This window comes from Pseudomonas sp. G1002 (genome assembly GCF_013385455.1).
Lineage (GTDB): Bacteria > Pseudomonadota > Gammaproteobacteria > Pseudomonadales > Pseudomonadaceae > Aquipseudomonas.
Genome location: NZ_JACAPY010000027.1, coordinates 109,224 through 133,806 on the forward strand (window position 1 = coordinate 109,224; position 24,583 = coordinate 133,806).

The 24,583-nt window shown below is 61.3% G+C and carries 23 protein-coding genes; 8 read left to right on the forward strand and 15 right to left on the reverse strand.

Annotated features, from left to right (window positions below; translation table 11 throughout):
* Positions 1 to 3: 3 nt before the first annotated feature.
* The 4 genes from creD to HX801_RS14740 are packed head-to-tail and all read right to left on the reverse strand — an operon-like array spanning position 4 to position 4,023.
* A complete protein-coding gene (gene creD / locus HX801_RS14725; RefSeq protein ID WP_177022305.1) occupies positions 4 to 1,353 on the reverse strand; it encodes a cell envelope integrity protein CreD in 1,350 nt (449 codons plus the stop codon).
* A gap of 52 nt (positions 1,354 to 1,405) precedes the next feature.
* A complete protein-coding gene (gene creC, locus HX801_RS14730) occupies positions 1,406 to 2,845 on the reverse strand; it encodes a two-component system sensor histidine kinase CreC (protein WP_177008824.1) in 1,440 nt (479 codons plus the stop codon).
* A complete protein-coding gene (gene creB, locus HX801_RS14735) occupies positions 2,845 to 3,513 on the reverse strand; it encodes a two-component system response regulator CreB (RefSeq protein WP_003209207.1) in 669 nt (222 codons plus the stop codon). The genes creC and creB overlap by 1 nt, the downstream gene beginning before the upstream one ends.
* A gap of 9 nt (positions 3,514 to 3,522) precedes the next feature.
* Positions 3,523 to 4,023 carry an ATP-dependent zinc protease gene (locus HX801_RS14740; protein ID WP_003209205.1) on the reverse strand — a complete coding sequence of 167 codons (501 nt, stop codon included), beginning with the start codon at positions 4,021 to 4,023 and terminating at the stop codon, positions 3,523 to 3,525.
* 173 nt (positions 4,024 to 4,196) lie between these two features.
* On the opposite strand from HX801_RS14740, the gene HX801_RS14745 reads away from it, so the two are divergent.
* Entirely contained in the window at positions 4,197 to 5,084 is an 888-nt protein-coding gene (locus HX801_RS14745; RefSeq protein WP_102370059.1) for an acyltransferase, read from the forward strand.
* On the opposite strand, the gene HX801_RS14750 is transcribed toward HX801_RS14745, so the two are convergent.
* Positions 5,081 to 5,650 carry a DUF2780 domain-containing protein gene (locus tag HX801_RS14750; protein WP_003209203.1) on the reverse strand — a complete coding sequence of 190 codons (570 nt, stop codon included), beginning with the start codon at positions 5,648 to 5,650 and terminating at the stop codon, positions 5,081 to 5,083. The two genes, HX801_RS14745 and HX801_RS14750, sit on opposite strands and share 4 nt — an antisense overlap.
* 153 nt (positions 5,651 to 5,803) lie before the next feature.
* On the opposite strand from HX801_RS14750, the gene HX801_RS14755 reads away from it, so the two are divergent.
* The 3 genes from HX801_RS14755 to HX801_RS14765 all read left to right on the forward strand — a co-directional run bounded on the left by HX801_RS14755 (position 5,804) and on the right by HX801_RS14765 (position 7,656).
* On the forward strand, positions 5,804 to 6,439 hold the full coding sequence (locus HX801_RS14755; protein ID WP_032899276.1) for a sigma-70 family RNA polymerase sigma factor: 636 nt from the start codon (positions 5,804 to 5,806) through the stop codon (positions 6,437 to 6,439).
* A complete protein-coding gene (locus tag HX801_RS14760) occupies positions 6,436 to 7,113 on the forward strand; it encodes an anti-sigma factor domain-containing protein (RefSeq protein WP_087694755.1) in 678 nt (225 codons plus the stop codon). The genes HX801_RS14755 and HX801_RS14760 overlap by 4 nt, the downstream gene beginning before the upstream one ends.
* Positions 7,114 to 7,197: 84 nt before the next feature.
* Complete coding sequence (locus HX801_RS14765; protein WP_003209196.1) at positions 7,198 to 7,656, forward strand: anti-sigma factor domain-containing protein; 459 nt, start codon at positions 7,198 to 7,200, stop codon at positions 7,654 to 7,656.
* Between the two features lie 65 nt (positions 7,657 to 7,721).
* On the opposite strand, the gene fdhA is transcribed toward HX801_RS14765, so the two are convergent.
* The 8 genes from fdhA to HX801_RS14805 all read right to left on the reverse strand — a co-directional run bounded on the left by fdhA (position 7,722) and on the right by HX801_RS14805 (position 17,703).
* On the reverse strand, positions 7,722 to 8,921 hold the full coding sequence (fdhA, locus tag HX801_RS14770) for a formaldehyde dehydrogenase, glutathione-independent (protein ID WP_003209194.1): 1,200 nt from the start codon (positions 8,919 to 8,921) through the stop codon (positions 7,722 to 7,724).
* Positions 8,922 to 9,115: 194 nt separating this feature from the next.
* Complete coding sequence (gene purU / locus HX801_RS14775) at positions 9,116 to 9,973, reverse strand: formyltetrahydrofolate deformylase (protein WP_003209192.1); 858 nt, start codon at positions 9,971 to 9,973, stop codon at positions 9,116 to 9,118.
* 120 nt (positions 9,974 to 10,093) lie between these two features.
* Positions 10,094 to 10,726, reverse strand: a complete 633-nt coding sequence (locus HX801_RS14780; protein ID WP_008434339.1) for a sarcosine oxidase subunit gamma — start codon at positions 10,724 to 10,726, stop codon at positions 10,094 to 10,096.
* Positions 10,727 to 10,858: 132 nt separating this feature from the next.
* Positions 10,859 to 13,876 carry a sarcosine oxidase subunit alpha gene (locus tag HX801_RS14785; protein WP_102604380.1) on the reverse strand — a complete coding sequence of 1,006 codons (3,018 nt, stop codon included), beginning with the start codon at positions 13,874 to 13,876 and terminating at the stop codon, positions 10,859 to 10,861.
* Positions 13,873 to 14,175 carry a sarcosine oxidase subunit delta gene (locus HX801_RS14790; protein ID WP_003209187.1) on the reverse strand — a complete coding sequence of 101 codons (303 nt, stop codon included), beginning with the start codon at positions 14,173 to 14,175 and terminating at the stop codon, positions 13,873 to 13,875. The genes HX801_RS14785 and HX801_RS14790 overlap by 4 nt, the downstream gene beginning before the upstream one ends.
* Before the next feature lie 15 nt (positions 14,176 to 14,190).
* Positions 14,191 to 15,441, reverse strand: coding sequence for a sarcosine oxidase subunit beta (locus HX801_RS14795; RefSeq protein WP_003209185.1), 1,251 nt, complete (start codon positions 15,439 to 15,441; stop codon positions 14,191 to 14,193).
* A 22-nt stretch (positions 15,442 to 15,463) separates the two neighbouring features.
* Positions 15,464 to 16,717, reverse strand: a complete 1,254-nt coding sequence (gene glyA, locus HX801_RS14800) for a serine hydroxymethyltransferase (RefSeq protein ID WP_008434333.1) — start codon at positions 16,715 to 16,717, stop codon at positions 15,464 to 15,466.
* A gap of 257 nt (positions 16,718 to 16,974) precedes the next feature.
* Entirely contained in the window at positions 16,975 to 17,703 is a 729-nt protein-coding gene (locus HX801_RS14805) for a TraX family protein (protein WP_177022306.1), read from the reverse strand.
* A gap of 90 nt (positions 17,704 to 17,793) precedes the next feature.
* Here HX801_RS14805 and HX801_RS14810 point away from each other — a divergent pair, with 90 nt between their 5' ends.
* From HX801_RS14810 to HX801_RS14820, 3 genes are all read left to right on the forward strand, one after another.
* On the forward strand, positions 17,794 to 18,834 hold the full coding sequence (locus tag HX801_RS14810; RefSeq protein ID WP_010167499.1) for a low specificity L-threonine aldolase: 1,041 nt from the start codon (positions 17,794 to 17,796) through the stop codon (positions 18,832 to 18,834).
* Positions 18,835 to 19,016: 182 nt separating this feature from the next.
* Positions 19,017 to 19,217, forward strand: coding sequence for a hypothetical protein (locus HX801_RS14815; protein ID WP_003209176.1), 201 nt, complete (start codon positions 19,017 to 19,019; stop codon positions 19,215 to 19,217).
* Positions 19,218 to 19,305: 88 nt separating this feature from the next.
* Entirely contained in the window at positions 19,306 to 19,839 is a 534-nt protein-coding gene (locus HX801_RS14820; RefSeq protein ID WP_008434329.1) for a hypothetical protein, read from the forward strand.
* Positions 19,840 to 20,376: 537 nt separating this feature from the next.
* Here HX801_RS14820 and gbcB read toward each other — a convergent pair.
* The gene (gene gbcB / locus HX801_RS14830; RefSeq protein WP_008430657.1) at positions 20,377 to 21,477 is read right to left on the reverse strand and encodes a glycine-betaine demethylase subunit GbcB; all 1,101 of its coding nucleotides are present in this window, start codon (positions 21,475 to 21,477) and stop codon (positions 20,377 to 20,379) included.
* A gap of 280 nt (positions 21,478 to 21,757) precedes the next feature.
* Here gbcB and gbcA point away from each other — a divergent pair, with 280 nt between their 5' ends.
* Positions 21,758 to 23,053 carry a glycine-betaine demethylase subunit GbcA gene (gbcA, locus tag HX801_RS14835; RefSeq protein ID WP_003216945.1) on the forward strand — a complete coding sequence of 432 codons (1,296 nt, stop codon included), beginning with the start codon at positions 21,758 to 21,760 and terminating at the stop codon, positions 23,051 to 23,053.
* Positions 23,054 to 23,812: 759 nt separating this feature from the next.
* Here gbcA and HX801_RS14840 read toward each other — a convergent pair.
* Positions 23,813 to 24,583: an electron transfer flavoprotein subunit beta gene (locus HX801_RS14840; protein WP_102370063.1), complete on the reverse strand. Its 771-nt coding sequence runs from the start codon at positions 24,581 to 24,583 to the stop codon at positions 23,813 to 23,815.

Here is a 24,583-nt window from a genome sequence, read left to right on the forward strand (position 1 = left end):
AACCTACTCATCACCCATCTCCTTGCGCTTGCCCACCCCATACCAATCCAGCTTGCGGGTCAGCACCATCACCGTGCCCAGCAACCCGAACAGCAGCAACGAGCCCATCAACAACGCGTAATCCTCGGCACTCAGCAACCCGTACAGCAAGCCATACAACGCCGCCAACCCTGCTGAAAACCCCAGGCCATGGGCGACACTGCGCAGCACATGGCAGACGTAAAACCCGATCAGCAACACACAGGCCGCCGCCGATATCAGGTAAGCCGGGCCAAACCCGATGTGCTCGGACAACGACAACAGCAGCAGGTAGAAAAACGCCAGGGCAAACCCCACCAGCGCGTACTGGATCGGGTGCACCGCCAGGCTCTTGAGCACCTCGAACAGGAAGAAACCGGCAAACGTCAGGGCAATGAACAGCAGCGCATATTTGATCGCCCGATCGCTCTTGAGGTACTGGTCCACCGGGTCGATAAAGCTCACGCCGAAGCTGCGGCTGTTGAAGTCGTCACAGCCACGCTCGGCCAGGCAACTGCTGAGTGCTTCTTCCAAATTGGTGGAGAAAAATGTGGTCTGCCAATGGGCGCTGAAGCCTTGCGCGGTGACCTCACGCTGGGCCGGCAGGAAGTTGCCGATAAAGCTTGGGTGCGGCCAGTTGGACGCGAGTTTGACCTGGCTGGTCTTGCCCACCGGCACCACTTGCAGTTGCTCGGTGCCTTGCAGGCGCAGGTCAAAGGCGAAGTCAAAAGGTGACGGATTGTGGCTGTCCTGCTCGGGCAGCATCACGTGCACACCCTCCCCCAGCCAAGCCACTTGAGTGCCCGGGGAAAACGCCAGTTGCTGGCTGCCCAGCTCCAGCTTCAACGCATTTTCGATGCCGCGAATGTCGCTGATACCCACTGCCAGATACGCCGGGTCAAAGCGGTAATCGGCAAAATTTTCCTTGATGCCCCACTGCTCCGGCAACACAAACCGCCCACTGATACGGCTGTCGGCGTGGAACAACCGCGCCTGGTAGATGCCCCGGGCGCGCACTTCGGTTTGCACCTGCCCGTCGAGGGCAAATTGCTCCGGCAGGAAATACAGATGACCACGCACCTCGCGGGTTTCTTCGTAGCGTTCGTTGAGCTTTTCATTGAGCTTCCACTCCCGGACGGTCTTGCGATAAGGCACCACCAGCACCGGGCCATTGAGGCGCTGGCTGTAGCTGGAACTGCGGGCGATATCCTGCAAGACGTCGTCGCGCAGTTGCTGACGGTCGGTAATCACCCCGTGGATCATCAGCAACGGAATCAACAACAGCACGATCAGCAGCGCGATGGCGCCCAATTTGAAAAGCAGATTGCGGTTCATGAAGCTCTCCCTGTTTTGATGGGGGAGAGTCTGGCGGGCGCTTAAGGGGGATTTATGAAGGGAATGTGGAGACTGTGTGGAGATGCAGTTTTACCTGCACGCCGCCGGGCACGTTGCCGATCTGCAGTGAGCCGCCGTGCAGCTTCATCACCTCCTCGACAAAATTCAGCCCAAGGCCGGTGCTCTTGCGCCCGCTGGCCGGGCGCGGCAGGGAATAGAAGCGCTCGCTCAGGCGCGGCAACGCATACTCGGGAATGGCGTCGGCCTGGTTGAACAGGGTGAATTCGATCCCGTCATCCAAGGCCTTGGCGCTGAACCGCAATGTGCCACCGGGCGGTGTGAAATCCAGCGCGTTTTCCAGCAGGTTACCCAGCGCCTGGCGCAGCAGGAACGGCTCGCCGTACACCTGCAGATCCGCGTCAATCGCCTGCTCGACCTGCAACCCGGCGCCTTCAATGCGCGCACATTGAGCTCTGAGCACTTCGTCCACCAGCGCCGCCAACGACAGGCTGGCCTGGTCCTCAAGGCCCTGGCGCTGCTCCACCTGCGCCAGGTTCAGCAAGCGTTCGATCAACTGCTGCAAGCGCGCACTTTCACTGTCGATATTGCTCACGAAACGCTGCTGCTGGTCACGGGACATGTCGCCCTGCAACAGCTCCGCCGCACCACGAATCGCCGCCAGCGGGCTTTTCAATTCGTGGGTCAGGGTGTGCACATAACGTTCGACGTACGCCTTGCCTTCCAGCTGGGTGCGCATGTGCTCCACGGCGGTGGACAACTGCTCCAGTTCACCGCCGCGATAGTGCGGCAACTCGGCACGCCGGCCTTCACTCACCGCCTGGGCATACGCCGTCAGCCGGCGCAGTGCGACACTCAACCACCACGACAACAGCGCACCAAACAGCAAGCCCAGAGCGACCAGCCCGGCGCCGTACCACAGCAGCCGGTCTTCGGTGCGGTCCACATAGGGTTGCAGTGAACTGTTGGGCTTGGCCACAGTGACCACGCCGATGATCTGCCCGCTATCGCGGATCGGCGCGCCGACGTGCATCACCGATGAGGCAGGGTCGTCCAGTTCGCTGCGGGTCGAGCGCGCACCGTATTCGCCGCGCAGGGTCAGGTACACATCGTTCCACTTCGAATAGTCCTCGCCCACCGCCTCGCCGGTGGAGTCCAGCAACACGATGCCCTTGGCGTCGGTGACGTAGATGCGGTGGTTGACCTGGTTTTTCGGCAGGCCCCAGATATTCGCGCCGGGCTGACGCTCACCGTAGGCCTTGAGCAGTTCGGGCCAGTGGCTCTGGCCGAGGGTGCCGTTCTTCACATCGTCGCGCAGGATTTCCGCCAGCAGGTTGGCGGTGTCCACCAGGGTTTCCTCGGTGGACTGGCGCACGCCGGGGCGGATTTCCTTCATCACGGTGCTGAGTACGAAGTAGCCTGTCAGGCCGATAAACAATGCGTACACCAGGAAGAACCGGATCCCCAGGCGCATCAGCTGTTGCCCGGGCTGTAGCTGTAGCCAAGGCCGCGATGGGTCTGGATGGGCTCCGCCTCGGGCGCCACCGCGCGCAATTTGCTGCGCACGCTTTTGATGTGGCTGTCGATATTGCGCTCGTAGCCTGCGTCCGCCGCCACGCCCACCGCATCCAGCAGTTGCTCGCGGCTGAACACGCGCTCGGGTTGCTCCAGCAGGCTGTGCAGCAGACGGAATTCATGGCGAGTGAGGCTCAGGGGCTGGCCGCGATAACTGATCTGCATGCGCTCCAGGTCCACCTGGAACACCGCCGGAGCAGCACCGGGGCCCACGCGCTTGAGAATGGCCCGTACCCGCGCTGCCACTTCCCGCGGGCTGAACGGCTTGACTACATAGTCGTCAGCGCCGATCTCAAGACCCACCACGCGGTCGATCTCGCCGTCCCGGGCGCTGAGGAACATCACCGGCACTTCGCTGAAGCGCCGCAGTTGCTTGCAGGTTTCAAAGCCGGTGATGTCCGGCAGGCCGATGTCGAGGATGACCAAGTCCGCCGGGGTTTGCCGCTGATGGGCCAGCGCCGCCTGGCCGAGGCTCAACCAGGTGGTGGTGAAGCCCTCGCCTTGCAGGGCGAAAATCAGCGTGTCGGCGATAGCCGCTTCGTCTTCGACAATCAGGATATGCGCCATGGTGTTCCGTCAGCAGTCCGGTTTGTCCGCAGTGTAACGGCGGGCCGGGTTTACCGCAGCGCCGAATTCACGCAGGGCCTTGGCGCCGATCAGCAGCGGGTAGTTGAAGCTGCTGCGGTCGGTGAGGTTGACCTCGACGGTGCGCTTGACGTTGCCCAGGCACATTTCCAGGTCGATCACCGGGCGCTTGGCCACGGTGGCTTCGTCCTTGTCGTCATCTTCGTCGGCGCGGCTCTTGATTTTGCTGATGCGCGACACCTTGTGCTCGTACACCTTGTTGGTGGCGTCCTTGCCGCCGAGGCGGAAGCGTACCCAGTCGTCGCCATCACGGGTGAAGGTCTCGATGTCCCGGGCCGACAGCGAGGCGGTCAGCGCGCCGGTGTCCATCTTGGCCTTGAAGGTCTCACCGATTTCCGGCAGTTGGATGTATTCGTAGCGACCGTAAAGGGTCGGCTCGGCGGCCATGACAGGCAAGGCCACCAGCGTTAGCAGGGCAAGGATGGATTTCACGTAGGAGGTTTCCTTGAAATAAGTGGGCCAATTCTAGACTGCAAATTCGCTGCTTAGTTAGATCACAGAGCATACCCAGCCCGCTGTGAAACATTCGTAAGCTTATTTGCGATTTGGTCTCCAGGCCCAAGCTGCTTATCATGGCGGGCCAAAAATGATTCCAAGAGTTACTTATGCGCCGCCTGCTCACCGGCTGTTTCGTCACATTGCTGCTGTTGCTCAACACCCTGGTGCTGTTCGGGCCGCTGATGGTGTTTGCCCTGCTCAAGCTGGTGGCCCCCGGTCGCTTTCGTGACTATGCGTCCTGGGCCGTCATGTGGATCGCCGAAACCTGGGCCGAGATCGACAAGCTGATCTTCGCCCTGTGCATCCCTACCCAATGGGACATTCGCGGCGGCGGCGACCTGCGGGGTGACACTTCTTACCTGGTGATCAGCAACCATCAATCCTGGGTCGACATCCCCGCACTGATCCAGGCCCTCAACCGGCGCACGCCGTTCTTCAAGTTCTTCCTGAAAAAGGAACTGATCTGGGTACCCTTCCTGGGCCTGGCCTGGTGGGCACTCGATTACCCGTTCATGAAGCGCTACAGCAAGGCATTCCTGGCCAAACACCCGGAACTGGCAGGCCAGGACCTGAAAATCACCAAAGAGGCCTGCGAGTTGTTCAAGCGCCAGCCGGTCACCGTGGTGAATTACCTGGAAGGCACGCGGTTCACCCCGGCCAAGCGCAAACAGCAGGCTTCACCCTTCGAGCGCCTGCTCAAGCCCAAGGCGGGTGGCGTGGCGTTCGTGCTCGCGGCGTTGGGTGAACAGCTGGATGCGGTGCTCGACGTCACCGTGGTTTATCCACAGGAAAACATTCCGGGCTTCTGGGACTTGATCAGTGGTGCGGTGCCGAAGGTGATCGTGGATATCCGTACCCGAGAGCTGGATCCGGCGTTGTGGCAGGGGGATTACGAGAACGATCCGGCGTTTCGCCAGACCGTCCAGAACTGGGTCAACCAGCTCTGGATGGAGAAGGATGCGCGCATCGCCCAACTGCGCGCGGAGCGGTCTTAGCCGCCAGTGCCCCAGGCCGAAGCCAGTTTGCCCAGCACCGACTCGCTGGCGCCCTGGCCGCCCAGGTATTTCAGGATAACCGGCGCAAACTGGCCCACCATCCCGCTGTCCATGCCCAGCGCGCTGAACGCAGTGTTCAGGTCGTTGGTGTTTTTCACGTTACCCAACACGCCATCCAGGCCCGAGGTCTTGCTGCCGCCGCTCTGGCCGAGCATGCCGCTCAGGGCGCCGAGGCTGCCCAGGGAGTTGCTGCCGGAGAGCTTGTCCAGGCCCGGTACGCTTTTGGTCAGTTGCGAGTAATCACCGCCGCCCAATTTATTCTTGGCCAGGCCCAGCATTGCGCCGGTACCACCAACGGCCTGCTCAGGGGTCACGTTCAATTGCGAGGTCAGTGCCTGCAGCAGACCAGCGGTCTGTGAAGTGGGTGCAGCCGCTGCTGCCTTGTCGCCACCTTGTGCACCGGACACGGCATTGGCCACGTCGCCGAGGCTGAAACCTGCCGCAAATACCGGGCTGGCCGCCACGGTCAACAGGCAGGACAGGGCAAAACCGCGTGAAATCTTCATCAAGACAACCTCTGAAAGTAAGCGCAAAAAGCAGGAGTTTGACTGGGTACGCCGAAGGATTGTTCCCTCCCTGCAGATTAGTTCAGAAAACCACTGCATCCGATGCGCCTTGCGCTGCGTATATCCACCACGAGCCGCACGGAGGTAGATGGAATGAATGCCCAAGCTGGACTAACCTCAGCCTGCCCTCTTTACCGTGCGCCGTCCCATCGCTCTGTTGCAAGCGCCTGGAGAAGCCCTATTTCGACCCACGATGCAGATCAGCTACGGCAATTGCTGGCCCAGTGTTCACTGGGTAATCGCCAGGCGTTCGAAACGCTCTATCGCAGCGTTTCCCCGCGTTTGCATGGTGTTGCCTTGCGTTTCATGGGTCGCAAGGATCTGGCCGAGGAGGTGTTGCAGGAAAGCTTCGTGCGCATCTGGTACAACGCCTCACGCTATGAGGCCCATCTGTCGGCGCCCATGACCTGGATGGTCAATATCACCCGCAACCTGGCGATCGACCAGTTGCGCAAACACCGCGAACAACCCTTGAACGAAGGCCAGGAGGACGCCACGGCCGACGAAAGCCCCAGCGCCCATGAACAGCTCGACAGCGAGCGTGAAGCCCTCGCCCTGAACCGCTGCCTCGACAGCCTCGAAGGCATGCAGCGTCAATCGATCACCGTGGCTTACTTCCAGGGCTTGTCGTGCTCGGAATTGGCCGAACATCTGGCCGCGCCCCTGGGCTCGGTCAAATCCTGGATTCGCCGCGGCATGGAGCGCTTGCGCAGGTGCCTTGAATCATGAACTACCAGACCACCGCCCTGCGCCGCGCCCTGGCGGCTGACTACGCCATCGGGCTGATGCCTGCCACCGCCCGCCGGCGCTTTGAAGCGCTGCTGCGGGATGACGCGGCGCTGCGCGTCGAACTCGGGCACTGGCAGGATGCCCTCGCCAGCCTCACCGGGCCGCTGCCTGAACGGCCGGTGCCGGACCACGTATGGGAAGGGATCAAGGCGCGCATTGAGCCGCAAGTGCTGCATATGCCGGCGAAGAAACCGTTCTGGATGAACCTGCGCTTGCTGGTAGCGGCGTGCGGGGTGGTGATCGCGGTATTGGTGGGTGTGTTGTACCAGCGCGATCTTGGGGTGGAGTACAACGCCACGCTGGTGGCGGCTGATCAGCAGCCGGCGCTGAAGATCCAGGCCTACGCGGATCACCTGCAAGTGGAACCGCTGACCCTGGCGGCCGTGGAGCCGGCCCGCGCGTTGGAACTGTGGGCAATCCCGGCAGGCGGCAAACCCATCTCCCTGGGGTTGTTGCCGGTGTCGGGTAACGGCCGAATCCAGTTGAGCAAAGAACACCAGGCGCTGCTGACGGCGCCGCTGACCCTGGCAGTGAGCCTTGAGCCTCAGGGGGGCTCGCCGACCGGACAACCCACCGGGCCGGTGCTGTATCAGGGCCAATTGGCATCACTCTGATCCGAGGCTCAATACGACGGATGAGGAACCGATCGCCGTTAACTGGGTCCATGAAAGACTACAAAACATGTCAGGAAGAGCCTAATGACTGCGATCAACCCCCAAGTGATTGAGCACAAGCCTTCATTCTGGAACCGCCCACGCCTGTTCGTCGGCGCCTGTTTGGTGATAGTGGCAGGCGTCGGCGGCGCCCTCTACACCCAGGACAGCGTCAAGGCTGCCGCATTGCTGGTGAACACCACCCAGCAACCGGCCACGCAAATCGTGGCCCACAAGGATTACCTCGAAGTGCAGCCGATTGCCGCCACCGCACCGGCTCCGGATCAAAGCCTGGAACTGTGGGCCGTCCCGGCTGACGGCACGCCAGTGTCGCTGGGCCTGCTGCCGGAAGACGGCAAAGGCATTATCGGCATCAACCCTCGCCAGCAGGAGTCGATCAGCAAGCCGGTGACACTGATGGTCAGTTCGGAAACCAAGGGTGGCTCGGTGAGCAAGCAGCCGACGGGGCCAACGGTGTATCAGGGGGCTTTGGCGATTCGCTGATTCTCCCACCCAACCGCAGATGCAAAAAAGGCGACCCTGAGGTCGCCTTTTTATTTGCCCGCGATTTAAGCCGCGCTGAACAACTTGTGCGGATCAATCACAAACTTCTTCGGCACGCCCGCATCGAACTCGCCGTACCCGCGTGGCGCGTCATCCAGGCTGATGACTTCCACACCGACGATGTCGGCAATGTTGATACGGTCCCACATGATCGCCTGCATCAGTTGGCGGTTGTACTTCATCACAGGGGTTTGCCCGGTGTGGAAGCTGTGGGACTTGGCCCAGCCCAGGCCGAAACGAATGCTCAGGCTGCCCATTTTTGCAGCGGCATCCACGGCACCCGGGTCTTCGGTGACGTACAGGCCCGGAATACCGATTTTGCCAGCCACCCGCACCACGCCCATCAACGAGTTGAGCACGGTGGCCGGAGCCTCTGCCTTGGCCCCTTCATGACCATGGCCACGCGCTTCGAAACCCACGGCATCGACGGCGCAATCCACTTCCGGCTCGCCCAGCAACGCAGCGATCTGTTCGTGCAGCGGGGTGTCTTTCGACAGGTCGGCAATTTCAAAACCCTGGGCCTTGGCGTGGGCCAGGCGGATCGGGTTGACGTCACCGATGATCACCACCGCAGCGCCCAGCAGGCGAGCGGAGGCGGCAGCTGCCAGGCCCACGGGCCCGGCACCGGCGATGTAGACCGTGCTGCCCGGGCCAACGCCTGCGGTGACTGCGCCGTGGTAACCGGTGGGCAGGATGTCGGAGAGGCAAGTCAGGTCGCGGATTTTCTCCATGGCCTTGTCGCGGTCCGGCAGTTTCAACAGGTTGAAGTCGGCGTAAGGCACCAGCACGTATTCGGCCTGGCCGCCGGTCCAGTCGCCCATGTCGACATAGCCGTAGGCGCCACCGGCGCGGGCCGGGTTGACGGTCAGGCACACGCCGGTGTGCTGCTCCTTGCAGGAACGGCAACGGCCGCATGCGACGTTGAACGGCACCGACACCAGGTCGCCGATCTTCAGGTTCTCGACGTCGCTGCCCTTCTCGATCACTTCGCCGGTGATTTCGTGGCCCAGGACCAGGCCGGTCTGGGCAGTGGTGCGGCCGCGCACCATGTGTTGGTCGGAGCCGCAGATGTTGGTGGAGACCACGCGCAGGATGACGCCGTGCTCAATCTTCCTGCCACGGGGGTCCTGCATTTTGGGATAGTCGATTTTCTGTACTTCGACCTTGCCGTTGCCGAGATACACGACACCACGATTACCAGACATGCTTTCACCTCGCTGTTGTTTTTATGGAACCGCGTTGCCCAGGCAGGCAGCGCGTTTAAGTGCTCGGGTACAGATGCTGTTTTTGCGTTGTTAGTAAGGGCCTCTTCGCGAGCAAGCCCGCTCCCACAGTTGACCGAGTCCTACCTTTGAAATGCGGTCGAATGTGGGAGCGGGCTTGCTCGCGAAGGCGTCCATCAGAGCACCACTGTCCGATTGGCGTTCAAGAACACCCGCCGCTCAATGTGATACCCCACGGCCCGGGCCAGGGTCAGGCCTTCGATATCCCGTCCCTTGGCAATCAAATCTTCCGGATAGTGACTGTGGTCCACCACCTCCACGCCCTGGGCGATGATCGGGCCTTCGTCCAAATCGTTATTGATGTAATGCGCAGTAGCGCCCACCAGTTTCACTCCCTTGTTGTAAGCCTGGTGATACGGCTTGGCGCCCTTGAAACCGGGCAGCAGGGAGTGGTGGATGTTGATGGCTTTACCGTCAAGCTTGCGGCACAGCTCCGGCGACAGCACTTGCATGTAGCGCGCAAGGATCACCAGCTCGGCGCCGGACTCTTCGATCACCTGCCACACCTGGCGCTCTTGCGACGGCTTGTCGTTGGGGTCCAGGGGAAAGTGGTAATACGGAATCTGGTGCCAGTCGGCCAGGGGCTTGAGGTCCGGGTGGTTGGAGACTACGGCGACCACGTCCATCGACAGTTGGCCGATGCGCTGGCGGTAGAGCAAATCGTTGAGGCAGTGATCGGCCTTGGAGACCATGATCACCACTTTCGGCCGGTAGTTCGGCGCGGTCAGTTCGAAGATCATGCCGAAGGCTTCGCCACGGGTGGCCAGGCCATCGCGGAAGGCTTGTTCGTCGAAACCATCGGGCTGGCGGAACTCCACGCGGATGAAGAACCGGCCCGAGAGCCGGTCATCGAAGGAGTGGTGCTCAGTGACGTAGCAGCCCTGCTCGAACAGGTAGCGAGTGACCGCGTCCACCGTGCCGAGCACGCTGGGGCAGTCGGCGGTCAAAATCCATGTATCGGGTACGCGGCTCATTATTCGTGACTCCTTGATCGTTCCCACGCTCTGCGTGGGAACGCCGCAATGGACGCTCTGCGTCCGCTCTTGGGACGCGGAGCGTCCCGGGATGCATTCCCACGCGGAGCGTGGGAACGATCAGGCCTGGACGCTTAAACCATACTCAGCCGCCGCATCCTGCAACCACAGCCACCAGTAATCCGAGAAGCTGCGACGAATCACCAGCTCCCAGGTGTCTTCAGCAGTATGGCGAATCACCAATTGCGACTTGGCGAACACCGTGCCCACCGCCTTGCCCACCGGGAAGCTGTTGGGGTGCACGTCGTAGCTGGTGGATTTCATCAGCACATCGCGCACGTTCGGGCCGCTGAGTTCGAGAATCTGCTGGCCGCCGCTGACGTTGACGACCTGGATATGCAAATCACCCAGCGCCTCACGCAAACTTTGCTCGGCGGCGAATTCCTCACCGCCTGGCACTACCAGCAACCACTCATCCGGACCGAGCCATTGCAAGCTGGTCTCGCCCTTGACGATGACTTGCAGGGCACCGGGCAATTCGATACCCAAGGCTTTGTGCACACCGGCGGCGAAGGCTGCGTCATGGCCATCGCCACGAATGGTCAGGTGGCCCAGCAGTTTCTTTTCACGCACGGTCACGCCGGCATTCTTGCGGCCCTTGCCTACCAGGCTGGCGAGGTCGGCATGGTGCAGCGACGACTCGGCCTTGGCTCCGGAGGTGGGGCGTTGTTGGTAAACATTGGCTGCTGTCATAAAGCACCTGTGTTGAATTTGATCGTTCCCACGCTCTGCGTGGGAATGCCGCCATGGACGCTCTGCGTCCGCTCTTGGGGCGCAGAGCGCCCCGGGATGCATTCCCACGCGGAGCGTGGGAACGATCAGGTGTCAGATGTTCTGGCGGTCGCCTTTAGGATCAAAGAACACCGAAGAAACAATCTCCGCCTCGATCACGCTGCCATCCGCCAGCGGTGCAAACACCCGCTCGCCGATGCGCTTCAAGCCGCCCTTCACCACGCCCATGGCAAACGAATAACCGAGGGAGTTGTGGGCATAACTGGAGGTGACGTGGCCGACCATCTTCATCGGGATCGTCTGCTTGGCGTCGAACACCAACTGCGCGCCTTCCGGCAGCCACACGTTCGGGTCAATCGGCTTGAGTCCGACAAGCTGCTTGCGGTCTTCACGCACGCAATCCTCGCGATTCATCCCGCGCCAGCCGAGCCACGAGAACGGTTTGGTGCGGCCTACACACCAGCCCATGTTCAGGTCGTCCGGGGTCATCGAGCCGTCGGTATCCTGGCCAACGATGATGAAACCCTTCTCGGCCCGCAGCACGTGCATGGTTTCGGTGCCGTACGGGGTCAGGTTGTACTGCTTGCCGGCCTCGACGATTTTCTCGAGCACACCCATGGCGTAGTCGGCCTGCACGTTGACTTCGTACGACAGCTCACCGGTAAACGAAATCCGGAACACCCGCGCCGGCACGCCGCCAACCAGGCCTTCTTTCCAGGTCATGAACGGGAAGCCGTCCTTGTCCAGGTCGATGTCGGTGACTTCGCTCAGCAGTTTGCGGCTGTTGGGGCCGGACAAGGTCATGGTTGCCCAGTGGTCGGTGACCGAGGTGAAGTACACCTTGAGGTCCGGCCATTCGGTCTGCTGGTAGATTTCCAGCCACTGGAGTACGCGTGCTGCGCCGCCGGTGGTGGTGGTCATCAGGAAGTGGTTGTCGGCGAGGCAGGCAGTCACGCCGTCGTCGAAGACCATGCCGTCTTCCTTGCACATCAGGCCGTAGCGGGCCTTGCCCACGTCGAGCTTGGTCCAGGCGTTGCTGTAGATGCGGTTGAGGAACTCGCGGGCATCCGGGCCCTGGATGTCGATCTTGCCGAGGGTGGACGCGTCCAGCAGGCCGACGCTGTCACGCACGGCCAGGCATTCGCGCTTCACTGCGGCGTGCAGATCTTCACCGTTGCGCGGGAAATACCATGGGCGTTTCCACTGGCCGACGTCCTCAAACTCGGCGCCGTTTTTCACGTGCCAGGCTTGCAGCGCGGTGTAGCGCACCGGCTCGAAGATGTGCCCACAGTGGCGGCCTGCTACCGCGCCGAAGGTTACCGGCGTGTAGTTGGGACGGAACATGGTAGTGCCCATCTGCGGGATGGTCACATTCAGCGAACGGGCCGCGATGGCCAGGCCGTTGACGTTGCCGAGCTTGCCCTGGTCAGTGCCGAAGCCCAGTGCGGTGTAGCGCTTGACGTGCTCCACCGACTCGAAACCCTCGCGGGTGGCGAGTTCGATGGCGGCTGCGGTGACGTCGTTCTGCAGGTCGACAAATTGCTTCGGCGCCCGTGCGGTAGCTTTCTCGTGAGGCACCTGGAACAGCGCCAGGGTCGGTTCCTCCAGACGGCTCAAGGCTTTGGGCAGCGTACCTTCCACCGGCGCAAACCCGGCTTCGCTGGCAGCGCGCACGCCACCTTCAAAACCGTCGGCCAGGGAATCGCCGAGGCCATAGACGCCATTGATGCCACCGACGCACACGCGTTTCTGCGGTGCTTCGCCCGGTACAAAACCGAGGATGTCTTCACGCCAGGTCGGCTTGCCGCCCAGGTGCGAGGCCAGGTGGACCACCGGGCTGTAGCCGCCGGAGCTGGCGACCAGGTCGCACTCCAGCCACTCGCCGGGGCTGGTGACTTTATGAGCTTTGACATCGATGGCCGCAACACGGGCGCCAGTGACGTGCTTGCTGCCACGGGCCTCGATCACGGCGCTGCCGGTGAGGATGCGAATGCCTTTGGCACGCGCCTCTTCAACCAGCGCGCCCCGTGGGTTGTGGCGGGCATCGGCTACGGCGACAACGCTGAGGCCGGCGTCGAACCAGTCCAGCGCCACGCGGTAGGCGTGATCGTTGTTGGTGGACAGCACCAGCTTCTTGCCCGGTGCCACGCCGTAGCGACGCACGTAAGTGGAGACCGCTCCCGCCAGCATGTTGCCCGGCACGTCGTTGTTGCCGTACACCAGCGGGCGCTCGCAAGCACCGGTGGCCAACACGACACGCTTGGCGCGAACCCGGTGGATACGCTGACGCACCTGGCCGATCGGCGCACGGTCACCGAGGTGGTCGGTGAGGCGCTCGTGAATGGTCAGGAAGTTATGGTCGTGGTAACCGTTGACGGTGGCGCGAGGCAGCAGCACCACGTCCGGCAGGGCCTTGAGTTCAGCAATCACACTGGCAACCCATTCAGCCGCCGGCTTGCCATCGAGGCTTTCGCGGGAATCCAGCAAGGAGCCGCCGAACTCTTCCTGTTCGTCCGCGATGATCACCCGGGCGCCACTGCGGGCGGCGGCCAACGCAGCCGCCAGGCCGGCAGGGCCCGCGCCCACAATCAGCACGTCGCAATGACGGTTCATGTAGTCGTAGGTGTCCGGATCGTTCTCGGTCGGCGAGCGGCCAAGACCGGCTGCCTTACGAATGTACTTCTCGTAAGTCATCCAGAACGATTGCGGGTACATGAAGGTTTTGTAGTAGAAACCCGGCGGCATCAGCTTGCCGCCGACCTTGCCGAGAATGCCCATCATGTCGTTGTTTACGCTCGGCCAGCCGTTGGTGCTGGTGGCGACCAAACCCTGGTACAGCGCCTGTTGCGTGGCGCGCACGTTGGGGATTTGCGTGGCTTCGGTGGCGCCGATCTGCAGCACCGCGTTCGGCTCTTCGGCACCGGCGGCGAAGATGCCGCGCGGGCGGGAATACTTGAAGCTGCGACCGATGATGTCGACGCCGTTGGCCAGCAATGCAGCGGCCAATGTGTCGCCCTCAAAGCCTTTGTAGCTCTGGCCGTTGAAGGTAAAGCTCAGGGCTTTGTTGCGGTCGATGCGGCCACCGTTAGACAGGCGATTGATCTGGCTCATACCTTCTCTCCAGAAGCCTTGGCGGTGAATTGCGGCTTGGTGCCAATCTTGTAGGTTTCAAGAATTTCGTAGGTCACGGTGTCGCGGGTCGCGTTGAAATACTGGCGGCAACCGGCGGCGTGAATCCACAGTTCGTGGTGCAGGCCGCGCGGGTTGTCGCGGAAGAACATGTAGTCGCCCCACTCCTCGTCGGTGCAGGTGTTCGGGTCCAGTGGGCGCGGGATGTGCGCTTGGCCGGAGGCGTGGAATTCCTCTTCGGAGCGCAGTTCGCCACAGTGAGGACAGAAGATATGCAACATAGGGAATTTCTCCTGTTAGTGGGCGACGGCCGCAGCGCCGTGTTCGTCGATCAGCGCACCGTTGTGGAAACGGTCGATGGAGAAAGGTGCAGCCAACGGGTGCATTTCACCCTTGGCGAGGCTCGCGGCAAATACGTTGCCTGAGCCTGGAGTCGCTTTAAAACCACCGGTGCCCCAACCGCAGTTGAAGAACATGTTCGGGACCGGGGTCTTGGAGATGATCGGGCAGGCATCCGGCGTGGTGTCGACGATGCCGCCCCACTGGCGGTTCATGCGCACGCGGGACAGCACCGGGAACATCTCGACGATGGCCTGGATGGTGTGCTCGATCACCGGGTACGAGCCGCGCTGGCCATAGCCGTTGTAGCCGTCGATACCGGCGCCGATCACCAGGTCGCCCTTGTCGGACTGGCTGATGTAACCGTGCACGGCGTTGGACATGATCACGCTGTCGATGATCGGTTTGATCGGCTCCGACACCAGTGCTTGCAGCGGGTGGGATTCGATCGGCAGGCGGAAGCCCGCGAGCGAAGCCATGTGGCCGGAGTTACCCGCCGTCACCACGCCGACGCGCTTGGCGCCGATGAAACCCTTGTTGGTTTCCACGCCGATGCACACGCCGTTTTCCTTGCGGAAACCGATGACTTCGGTCTGCTGGATCAGGTCCACGCCCAGTGCGTCAGCTGCGCGGGCAAAGCCCCAGGCCACGGCATCGTGACGGGCCACGCCGCCGCGCCGTTGCACAGTGGCGCCCATTACCGGGTAGCGAGTGTTCTTGGAGCAGTCGAGGTACGGAATCTCATCGGCCACTTGTTTGGCGTTGAGCAGTTCGCCGTCCACACCGTTGAGGCGGTTGGCGCTGACGCGACGTTCGGAGTCACGGATATCCTGCAGGGTGTGGCACAGGTTGTAGACGCCACGCTGGGAGAACATCACGTTGTAGTTCAAATCCTGGGACAAACCTTCCCAGAGTTTCATCGCGTGTTCGTACAGGTGCGCCGACTCGTCCCACAGGTAGTTGGACCGCACGATGGTGGTGTTGCGCGCGGTGTTACCGCCGCCCAGCCAGCCTTTCTCGACCACGGCCACGTTAGTGATGCCGTGCTCCTTGGCCAGGTAGTAAGCCGTCGCCAGACCATGCCCGCCGCCGCCGACGATGACCACGTCGTAGACCTTTTTCGGGGTGGGCGTGCGCCACATTTTCTGCCAGTTTTCGTGGTGGCTGAGTGAGTGCTTGAAGAGGCCGAAGCCCGAGTAGCGTTGCATAGTCATTACTCCAAAACCGCGCTCAGCGATAAACCGGGAAATCAGCGCACAGGGCGGCCACATGCTTGGCGACGTTGGCCTCCACATCGGCGTCGCCGAGGTTGTCGAGGATGTCGCAGATCCAGCCGGCCAGTTCCAGGCATTGGGTCACTTTGAAGCCGCGTGTGGTCACCGCCGGCGTGCCGATACGCAGGCCCGAGGTCACGAAGGGCGACTGCGGGTCGTTGGGCACGGCGTTCTTGTTGACGGTGATGTGAGCGCGACCGAGGGCGGCATCCGCGTCTTTGCCGGTGAGGCCCTGACGGATCAGGCTGACCAGGAACAGGTGGTTATCGGTGCCGCCGGACACTACATCGTAGCCGCGCTTGATAAACACGCCGGCCATGGCCTGGGCGTTGTCGATCACTTGCTGTTGATAGGCCTTGAAACCTGGCTCCTGGGCTTCCTTGAAGCACACCGCCTTGCCGGCGATCACGTGCATCAGCGGGCCGCCCTGGGCGCCTGGGAATACCGCAGAGTTGAGTTTCTTTTCAATTTCTTCGTTGGATTTGGCCAGGATCAACCCGCCACGTGGACCGCGCAGGGTCTTGTGGGTGGTGGTGGTGACCACATCGGCGTAGGGCAGCGGGTTCGGGTACAGACCGGCGGCCACCAGGCCGGCGACGTGGGCCATGTCGACGAACAGCAGCGCACCGACCTTGTCGGCGATCTGGCGAAAGCGCGGGAAATCCAGGGTCTTGGAGTAGGCGGAAAAACCCGCCACGATCATCTTCGGCTTGTGCTCCACGGCCAGGCGCTCGACCTCGTCGTAGTCGATCAGCCCGGTGTTGGTGTCGATGCCGTATTGCACCGCGTTGTACAGCTTGCCCGAGGACGACACTTTGGCGCCGTGGGTCAGGTGGCCGCCGTGGGCCAGGCTCATGCCGAGGATGGTGTCGCCGGCGTTCAACAGCGCCAGGTACACCGCACTGTTGGCGGACGAACCGGAGTGCGGCTGCACGTTGGCATAGTCGGCGCCGAACAGTTGCTTGGCGCGCTCGATGGCCAGCACTTCAACCTTGTCCACATGTTCGCAGCCGCCGTAGTAACGCTTGCCCGGGTATCCTTCGGCGTACTTGTTGGTGAGGCCGCTGCCCTGGGCTTCCATGACACGCTTGCTGGTGTAGTTCTCTGACGCGATCAGCTCGATATGATCTTCCTGGCGCTGCTCCTCGGCATTCATGGCCGCCAGCAGTGCATCGTCATAACCCTGGATCTGGTCTTGCTTGCTGAACATCGCGTCTCTCCCAGCGGCGGCGGTGCGCCAATCGTATTGTTGGGGCCGCCGCACGACGGAGGGGCCCTTTGATGCGATGGTAGGGCTGGCGCAGAGAGGTCAAATGCCTATGGACGCCACGCAAAGGTGCGTTTACGACATGGCCGGAGCAACACAGAACAAATGTGGGAGCGGGCTTGCTCGCGAATGCGGTGGGCCAGCCAATATAGGTGCAGCCTGACACACCGCTTTCGCGAGCAAGCCCGCTCCCACAGGGGTTAGGCGATGATCTTGCGGACCAGTAGCAGCAGCAGGAAATGCGCCGGATAAAGCGCATACGCCCAGCGCCGCATGGCCGGCGGCGACACCTGCCTGGCCTGTCGCAACAAGACCAATCCGGCCAGTGGCGCAATCAGGCATGTCGCCAATCCCAGCATCGCCACCAGCGTGCCGCTATTGAGCAGGATCTGCCATTGATTGGCAGCCAGGCACACCACACCCGGCAGCACGCTGAAGTACCACGGCCGGCGAAACACCAGCAGCATCGCCAACGGCAGCAGCACACCAAAAAACCCGAACATCAACTGAGCCGAAAACAACCCCGCCAAAACCAGCGCGATCAACGCCAATCCTCGATCAATAACCGTCTTCTGCTGCCATCCCCGGGCAACCAGCAAACCCAGCGCCAGGGTCGGCAGTACGTTCAGCGTGTCGGCGTCGTCGATGAACATCCGGTACGGCACCTCACTGATCACACTGAACAGCAGCAACCAGCCCAGATAGCGCCACTGCCCCGCCACCGGCGCGTCCTTGACCCGATGCAAATTCGCCGCGATCGCCAGGCAAAACCACGGGAACGCCAGGCGCCCCGGCACATACAGCCCGTCCAGGCTCAAACCGACATACCGCAGGTGGTCCAGCACCATACTCAGCAGCGCCAGCCACTTGAGCAGGTCCAGGGCGCCATCGCGGACGCGGCTTACAGGAACGCTTTCAGAACCGTGCATAATTCCCCAATGACTTTGCATTAACAGTGCGTGCGCCCGCCCGACAATCTTGGGTAAAGTGCGCACCAACATCGACCACAGGACTGGGCCATGACCGACAAGAGCCAACAATTCGCCAGCGACAACTATTCCGGCATCTGCCCGGAAGCCTGGGCCGCCATGGAGCTCGCCAACCAGGGCCATCAACGCGCCTATGGCGATGATGAATGGACCCACCGCGCCGCCGACGGTTTCCGCAAACTGTTCGAAACCGACTGCGAAGTGTTCTTCGCCTTCAACGGTACCGCAGCCAACTCCCTGGCGCTGTCCTCCTTGTGCCAGAGCTACCATAGCGTGATCTGCTCGGAAACCGCCCACGTCGAAACCGACGAATGCGGCGCGCCGGAGTTTTTCTCCAACGGCTCCAAGCTGCTCACTGCCCGCACCGAAAACGGCAAGCTGACCCCGGAGTCGATCCGCGAGATCGCCCTCAAGCGCCAGGACATTCACTACCCGAAACCCCGCGTCGTGACCCTGACCCAGGCCACCGAAGTCGGCAGCGTCTACACCCCGGAAGAAATCCGCGCCATCAGCGTCACCTGCAAGGAACTGGGGTTGAACCTGCACATGGACGGCGCACGCTTCTCCAACGCCTGCGCATTCCTCGGCTGCTCGCCGGCCGACCTGACCTGGAAAGCCGGGGTCGACGTGCTGTGCTTTGGTGGCACCAAGAACGGCATGGCCGTGGGTGAAGCGATCCTGTTCTTCAACCACAAGCTGGCCGAAGACTTCGACTACCGCTGCAAACAAGCCGGGCAGCTTGCCTCAAAGATGCGCTTCCTCTCCGCCCCGTGGGTGGGCCTGCTGGAAAACGACGCCTGGCTCAAACACGCCCGCCACGCCAACCACTGTGCACAATTGCTCAGCAGCCTGGTGGCGGATATCCCGGGTGTGGAGTTGATGTTCCCGGTGCAGGCCAACGGCGTGTTCCTGCAACTGTCGGAACCGGCAATTGCCGCGCTGACGGCCAAGGGCTGGCGCTTCTACACCTTCATCGGTAAAGGCGGCGCGCGGTTCATGTGCGCGTGGGATACCGAGGAAGAGCGCGTAAGAGAATTAGCCGCAGATATTCGGGAAGTAATGAGCGCCTGAAGTAGGCATCAGCCCCTCAGATAATGGCGAAAGGCCGAGACTGTTTTTTGATATTTCTGACAGCAACCAACTCAGCTTTCATTGACTAGCCTCTTGGAACCCGAAAGGAAAAGGCCGCCTTTCGGGACTAACCGCCAGCCGAATAATCGGCCGGAAACGGAAATCCAGCAGAGGGCAATACCATGGAAGCGCAACGCTACGGAAACAACTTGCTAGGCGAAGGCACTATCAGCACCACCGTCATCGACTGGGACGAATTCAGAAAATCCGCGAAAATCGGTGACACCATCAGCGAACCGACGAGGACATTGCGGATCACTGACAAGGTCTATGAACTGACAGCATCCGGCCAGCACTTCGTCGTGCATATCTATGCCCAATAACCTCTAACTGATCGTTCCCACGGTCTGCGTGGGAACGCCTCCCCGGACGCTCCGCGTCCAGGCCACACCACGGTTCAAGGACGAATTGATGGGCAGAAGCCGCTACACCATTACCGAACCTGAAAAACCACACTTCCTGACATGCACTGTCATGGAATGGACACCGCTATTTACCCGCGACTACCTTGTCGGCCACCTATTGAGTTGCTGGCGATATCAACAAACCCACGAACATTTCAATCTCTACGGCTACGTCGTTCTCGAAAACCATCTGCACTTCGTCGCTCAAGCACCTGACCTGGGTAAATGTGTCAGCCAGTTCAAATCCTTCACCGCTCGAACCATCATTGACGACCTGCAGAAACGAGGAGCGGAGCGAGTGTTGCAGCGTTTGCGTTTCAGCAAACGGGCGCATAAAACGGACCGGATTTATCAGCTATGGCAAGAGGGGTCACACGCCGAGTTGGTGTACAGCGAAGCGGTGATGCGCCAAAAGCTTGATTACATTCACCACAACCCTGTGAAGCGTGGTTATGTGGACTTGGCCGAGCACTGGCGGTATTCCAGCGCCCGCAACTATGCAGGACAGGATGGCCTGATTGAAATTCAGCGCTGGGCCTGATCGTTCCCACGCTCTGCGTGGGAATGCAGCCCGTGACGCTCCGCGTCACACAGCGGGACGGGACGCGGAGCGTCCAAGGAGGCATTCCCACGCGGAGCGTGGGAACGATCGATTCCTGTGAAGCGGGGTTGTGTGGACTTGGCCGAGCACTGGCGGTGTTCCAGCGCCCGCAACTATGCGGGACAGGATAGCCTGATTGAAATTCAACGCTGGGCCTGATCGTTCCCACGCTCTGCGTGGGAACGCAGCCCGTGACGCTCCGCGTCACACAGCGGGACGCGGAGCGTCCAAGGAGGCATTCCCACGCGGAGCGTGGGAACGATCGATTCCTGTGAAGCGGGGTTGTGTGGACTTGGCCGAGCTGGCGGTATTCCAACGTCCGTAACTATGCAGGACCGGACGGCCTGATCGAGATTCAGGGCTGGGCCTGATCGTTCCCACGCTCTGCGTGGGAATGCAGCCCGTGACGCTCCGCGTCACACAGCGGGACGCGGAGCGTCCAAGGAGGCATTCCGACGCGGAGCGTGGGAACGATCATTAGAACTCGATGCGCACATCACCCTTCGGCACGCTGCAGCACGACAGGATGTAACCCTCGGCTTCGTCTTCCTCGGTGATCCCGCCGTTGTGGTCCATCTCGACCTCCCCGCCCAGCTTCAGCACCTTGCACGTCCCACAGATCCCCATGCCGCAAGCTTTCGGAATCAGCAGGCCAAGCTTGGCCGCCGCTGCGTGAACGGTCTCGCCCGGTGCCACGCGGATGCTCTTGCCAGAGGCAATGAATTCCACCTGATGCAGGTCCGCCAGGTCGATCTCCGGTGCATCCGCCGCTTGTTCGGCTTGTTCCACCGCGTCGGCCCGGGCTTCCGGTGGCGTCGCGCCAAAGGATTCCTCGTGGTAGCGGCTCATGTCGAAGCCGGCGGCTTCCAGCAGGCGCTTTACCGCGTTCATGTAAGGCGTCGGGCCGCAGCAGAAGACTTCCCGCTCCAGGAAATCCGGCACCATCAGTTCGAGCATCTTGTGGTTCAGGTAACCGCGATAACCGGCCCAGGGCTCACCCAGGCCGTGTTTTTCGCAAATCAGGTGCAGGCTGAAGTTATCAATCCGCGACGCCATATGCTCCAGCTCGCGGTGGTAAATGATGTCCTTTGGCGAGCGGGCGCTGTGGATAAACGTCATGTCGACGTTGGCGTTGGTGTCGTAGAACCAGCGCGCCATGGACATCACCGGGGTAATACCGACACCACCACTGAGGTACAGCACTTTCGGGCTCGGGAAGTCGATGGCATTGAACAGCCCCACCGGCCCGTGCACCGCCAGCTCCTGGCCTTCGTGCAGCGTGTCATGCAACCAGTTGGACACCTTGCCGCCCGGCACGCGCTTGATGGTCACCGAAAAGCTGTAAGGCACCGACGGCGAACTGGAAATAGTGTACGAACGCATGATCGGCTGGCCGTCGATTTCCAGTTCCAGGGTGACGAACTGCCCGGGCTTGAAAAAGAACAGGATCGGCTGGTCGGCCATAAAGCAGAAGGTGCGCACGTCCCAGGTTTCCTGGATGACTTTGACGCAACGGACGATGTGCCGACCATTGGCCCAGGTCTGGGTTGTTACCGGGTTCAGGAAGCTGTTGGACATGCTGTTCTCCATAGCCGTGTGATCGGCCTTATGGTGGCGATTCTGCGTAACGCGCGAATCACCCATTTACCTATCTGCGACATTCACATACTTATCGCGACCAGCCCCCATACCACGGGGGTTGCGCGTCGGGAACAGAGTGGGCCATGTCGTTCATGGATAAGGTTCTGGCCGTTGTGGGGCCCACACTCGCTCCCAACAAAGACGCTTTCTTTACGCCTTGCTGCAAAACCTAGCCACTATTCGCCGGCCACACAGAATGGCCATGAGGACACACACGATGGACGTCACCGCAACCTTAAGCTTGGGCGATCCGCTGGAACCCGCACGCAAGGCCACTGCGCAAATGCTGCAAGAACGCGAGCGGACCTTTTCGCTGCCGCAGCCGTTTTACTCTGATGAACGGCTGTTCGATATCGACATGCAGGAAATTTTCCAGAAAGAGTGGTTGATCGCCGGCATGACCTGCGAGATCCCCGCCAAGGGCAACTACATCACCCTGCAAGTGGGCAAGAACCCGATCATCGTGATCCGTGGCGCCGACGGCGTGGTGCACGCGTTCCATAACGTGTGTCGCCACCGCGGTTCGCGCCTGTGCACCAGCGACAAGGGCAAGGTCGCCAAGCTGGTGTGCCATTACCACCAGTGGACGTATGAACTGGACGGCCGCCTGCTGTTCGCCGGTACCGAAATGGGCGCCGACTTCGACATGAAGCAATACGGCCTCAAGCCGGTGAATGTGAAGACCGCCGGTGGCTACATCTTTATCAGCCTGTCGGAGAACCCGCCGGCCATCGACGACTTCCTGTCGACCTTGAGCCACTACATGGAACCCTACGACATGGAGAACACCAAGGTGGCGATCCAGACCACCTTGTTTGAAAAAGCCAACTGGAAGCTGGTGCTGGAAAACAACCGCGAGTGCTACCACTGCAACGCGTCGCACCCGGAACTGTTGAAAACCCTGCTGGAATGGGACGACGTTACCGACCCGCGGGCCGACCAGGCCTTCAAGGACCACGTGGCCGCCTCCGCCGCCGCCTGGGATGCCGAAAAGATCCCTTACGCCCACGCCAGCTTCGGCCTGCGTAACCGCATCGTGCGCATGCCGCTGCTCAAGGGCACCGTGTCGATGACCCTCGACGGCAAGCAAGGCTGCAACAAGCTGATGGGCCGCATCAAGAACCCGGACCTGGGCTCGATGCGCATCCTGCACCTGCCACACTCGTGGAACCACTGCATGGGCGACCACATCATTGTGTTCACCGTGTGGCCGATCAGTGCCCAGGAAACCATGGTCACCACCAAGTGGATCGTGCACAAGGACGCCGTGGAGGGTGTGGACTACGACGTCGAGCGCATGCGCAAAGTGTGGGACGCCACCAACGACCAGGACCGTCGCCTGGCCGAAGAGAACCAGCGCGGCATCAACTCCACCGCGTACCAGCCAGGGCCGTACTCCAAGACTTATGAGTTTGGTGTGGTCAACTTTGTGGACTGGTACAGCGAGCGGATGCTGAGCAACCTGGGGGCGGCGCCAGCGCCGTATCTGAAAGGCGTCGCGGTCCACGAGTAAGCCATACAGTGACAGGGACCTGAACTGTACAAAAAACAGCCAGGTCTCTGACAGCCCCCTGCTTTCCTGCCTTCCAGCCATTGCCCAACAACTTATCCACAAAGCCACCCACAGCAATTGTGGGCAACTGCGCTTTCCCGTCGAAATAAAACCAAGAAAATCCGTGACTTATTCAAAGGTACCGGTTTTATCCCACATTGATCATTTTTTGACCTAAAGCCTGAAAGCCACGTCCTGCATGGGCTACAGAGGAACGCAAACACCTTATCCACAGAAGCGCCAACAGACTTTGGGGGCAACTTTGGACCATCTGTGGAAAACCGGCTTAAACCGAGGAAAATCGCGGCTTTGAAAGCAAAACTCAGCTGGAACGGCGATATTGGCTATATTTTAACCAGCACACTGTAAGCCACGTTTTATATGGCCTACAGCGGATAGCGAACATCTTATCCACAGAAGCACCAACAGACTTTGGGGGCAAGTCTGTCCCGGGCATTTTCCTTATCCACAGAAAAACCCAAGGAAAAACCGTCAGTTAGGTTGGTTATTTTTCGTACAGCGAGCTGGAGGGCTTGATTTGCATGGGGTGCGGACAGCCGCGAACAGGTTATCCACAGGTGGGTTAACAGGGATTGTGGGTAAAGCCACAATCGCCGCAAAACAGTGTGGGAGCGGGCTTGCTCGCGAAAGCGGCGGATCACTCGGTACATGAGTTACCTGACACACCGCCTTCGCGAGCAAGCCCGCTCCCACAGTGGATCAGCGCACTACACCTTCTTCTATAAGCAATTTAAGAATGGCTTCAGCGCCCGCTTCCGGACTCACGCCCTTGAGCACCTGCCCACCGCCGCCGCTGGCCTTGGCCGTAGCGGCCTTCATCCGGTCGGCACCGCTTTTGGCCTTGATCACCTTGAGGCGCTTGGGCCGAGGCTTGGCCGGCTGCAATACAGCGCCTGTGAATAACTCATCCTCCAACACCTCGACGTCATGGGCCGTCAGCTCACCGCGTTGCGCCGGGCCGTAGGCGCTTTGCCGTGGCTTGGGCGCGGCGTTATCCACCGTGGCCATAAACGGCAGGCGCACCTTCAGCCGCCGCCGTTGGCCGCGAGGCAAGGCCTGCAGCACATGGGCCACACCGCCTTCGATGGATTCCACCTGGGCCAGGCCGACAATCAACGGCCAACCCAGTTGCTCGGCCAGCAGGAACGGCAACATGCCCGAGCCTTCGCCGGTTTCCGCCTGGCTGCCGGTGAGCACCACTTGGGCGCCCGCGTCCCGCAGATAGTCGCCGAGCACCGGCAAGGCGTCTGCCCCGGCCGGTTGTTCAAGCACGTGCAACTGCGGCAAGCCCATGCCCAGGTAAGCGCGCAGGGTGGGTTCGCCGATGTCGCCGGCGTGCAGCACTTGCAGGTTATCCCCAGCCAGTTGCAGGCCCAGTTCCACTGCGCGCGCGTCTTGCTCGGCCCGGCGTGGACGGCCGGAAGTCGGGTGGGCACCGATGGACACCAGGCTGATTACATTCGTCGTCAT

Bases quoted from the DNA above. Each gene is read 5' to 3' on its own strand.
- creD (WP_177022305.1), bottom strand. From the start codon at position 1,353: ATGAACCGCAATCTGCTTTTCAAATTGGGCGCCATCGCGCTGCTGATC.
- creC (WP_177008824.1), bottom strand. From the start codon at position 2,845: ATGCGCCTGGGGATCCGGTTCTTCCTGGTGTACGCATTGTTTATCGGC.
- creB (WP_003209207.1), bottom strand. From the start codon at position 3,513: ATGGCGCATATCCTGATTGTCGAAGACGAAGCGGCTATCGCCGACACG.
- HX801_RS14745 (WP_102370059.1), top strand. From the start codon at position 4,197: ATGCGCCGCCTGCTCACCGGCTGTTTCGTCACATTGCTGCTGTTGCTC.
- HX801_RS14750 (WP_003209203.1), bottom strand. From the start codon at position 5,650: ATGAAGATTTCACGCGGTTTTGCCCTGTCCTGCCTGTTGACCGTGGCG.
- HX801_RS14755 (WP_032899276.1), top strand. From the start codon at position 5,804: ATGAATGCCCAAGCTGGACTAACCTCAGCCTGCCCTCTTTACCGTGCG.
- HX801_RS14760 (WP_087694755.1), top strand. From the start codon at position 6,436: ATGAACTACCAGACCACCGCCCTGCGCCGCGCCCTGGCGGCTGACTAC.
- HX801_RS14765 (WP_003209196.1), top strand. From the start codon at position 7,198: ATGACTGCGATCAACCCCCAAGTGATTGAGCACAAGCCTTCATTCTGG.
- fdhA (WP_003209194.1), bottom strand. From the start codon at position 8,921: ATGTCTGGTAATCGTGGTGTCGTGTATCTCGGCAACGGCAAGGTCGAA.
- purU (WP_003209192.1), bottom strand. From the start codon at position 9,973: ATGAGCCGCGTACCCGATACATGGATTTTGACCGCCGACTGCCCCAGC.
- HX801_RS14780 (WP_008434339.1), bottom strand. From the start codon at position 10,726: ATGACAGCAGCCAATGTTTACCAACAACGCCCCACCTCCGGAGCCAAG.
- HX801_RS14785 (WP_102604380.1), bottom strand. From the start codon at position 13,876: ATGAGCCAGATCAATCGCCTGTCTAACGGTGGCCGCATCGACCGCAAC.
- HX801_RS14790 (WP_003209187.1), bottom strand. From the start codon at position 14,175: ATGTTGCATATCTTCTGTCCTCACTGTGGCGAACTGCGCTCCGAAGAG.
- HX801_RS14795 (WP_003209185.1), bottom strand. From the start codon at position 15,441: ATGCAACGCTACTCGGGCTTCGGCCTCTTCAAGCACTCACTCAGCCAC.
- glyA (WP_008434333.1), bottom strand. From the start codon at position 16,717: ATGTTCAGCAAGCAAGACCAGATCCAGGGTTATGACGATGCACTGCTG.
- HX801_RS14805 (WP_177022306.1), bottom strand. From the start codon at position 17,703: ATGCACGGTTCTGAAAGCGTTCCTGTAAGCCGCGTCCGCGATGGCGCC.
- HX801_RS14810 (WP_010167499.1), top strand. From the start codon at position 17,794: ATGACCGACAAGAGCCAACAATTCGCCAGCGACAACTATTCCGGCATC.
- HX801_RS14815 (WP_003209176.1), top strand. From the start codon at position 19,017: ATGGAAGCGCAACGCTACGGAAACAACTTGCTAGGCGAAGGCACTATC.
- HX801_RS14820 (WP_008434329.1), top strand. From the start codon at position 19,306: ATGGGCAGAAGCCGCTACACCATTACCGAACCTGAAAAACCACACTTC.
- gbcB (WP_008430657.1), bottom strand. From the start codon at position 21,477: ATGTCCAACAGCTTCCTGAACCCGGTAACAACCCAGACCTGGGCCAAT.
- gbcA (WP_003216945.1), top strand. From the start codon at position 21,758: ATGGACGTCACCGCAACCTTAAGCTTGGGCGATCCGCTGGAACCCGCA.
- HX801_RS14840 (WP_102370063.1), bottom strand. From the start codon at position 24,583: ATGACGACGAATGTAATCAGCCTGGTGTCCATCGGTGCCCACCCGACT.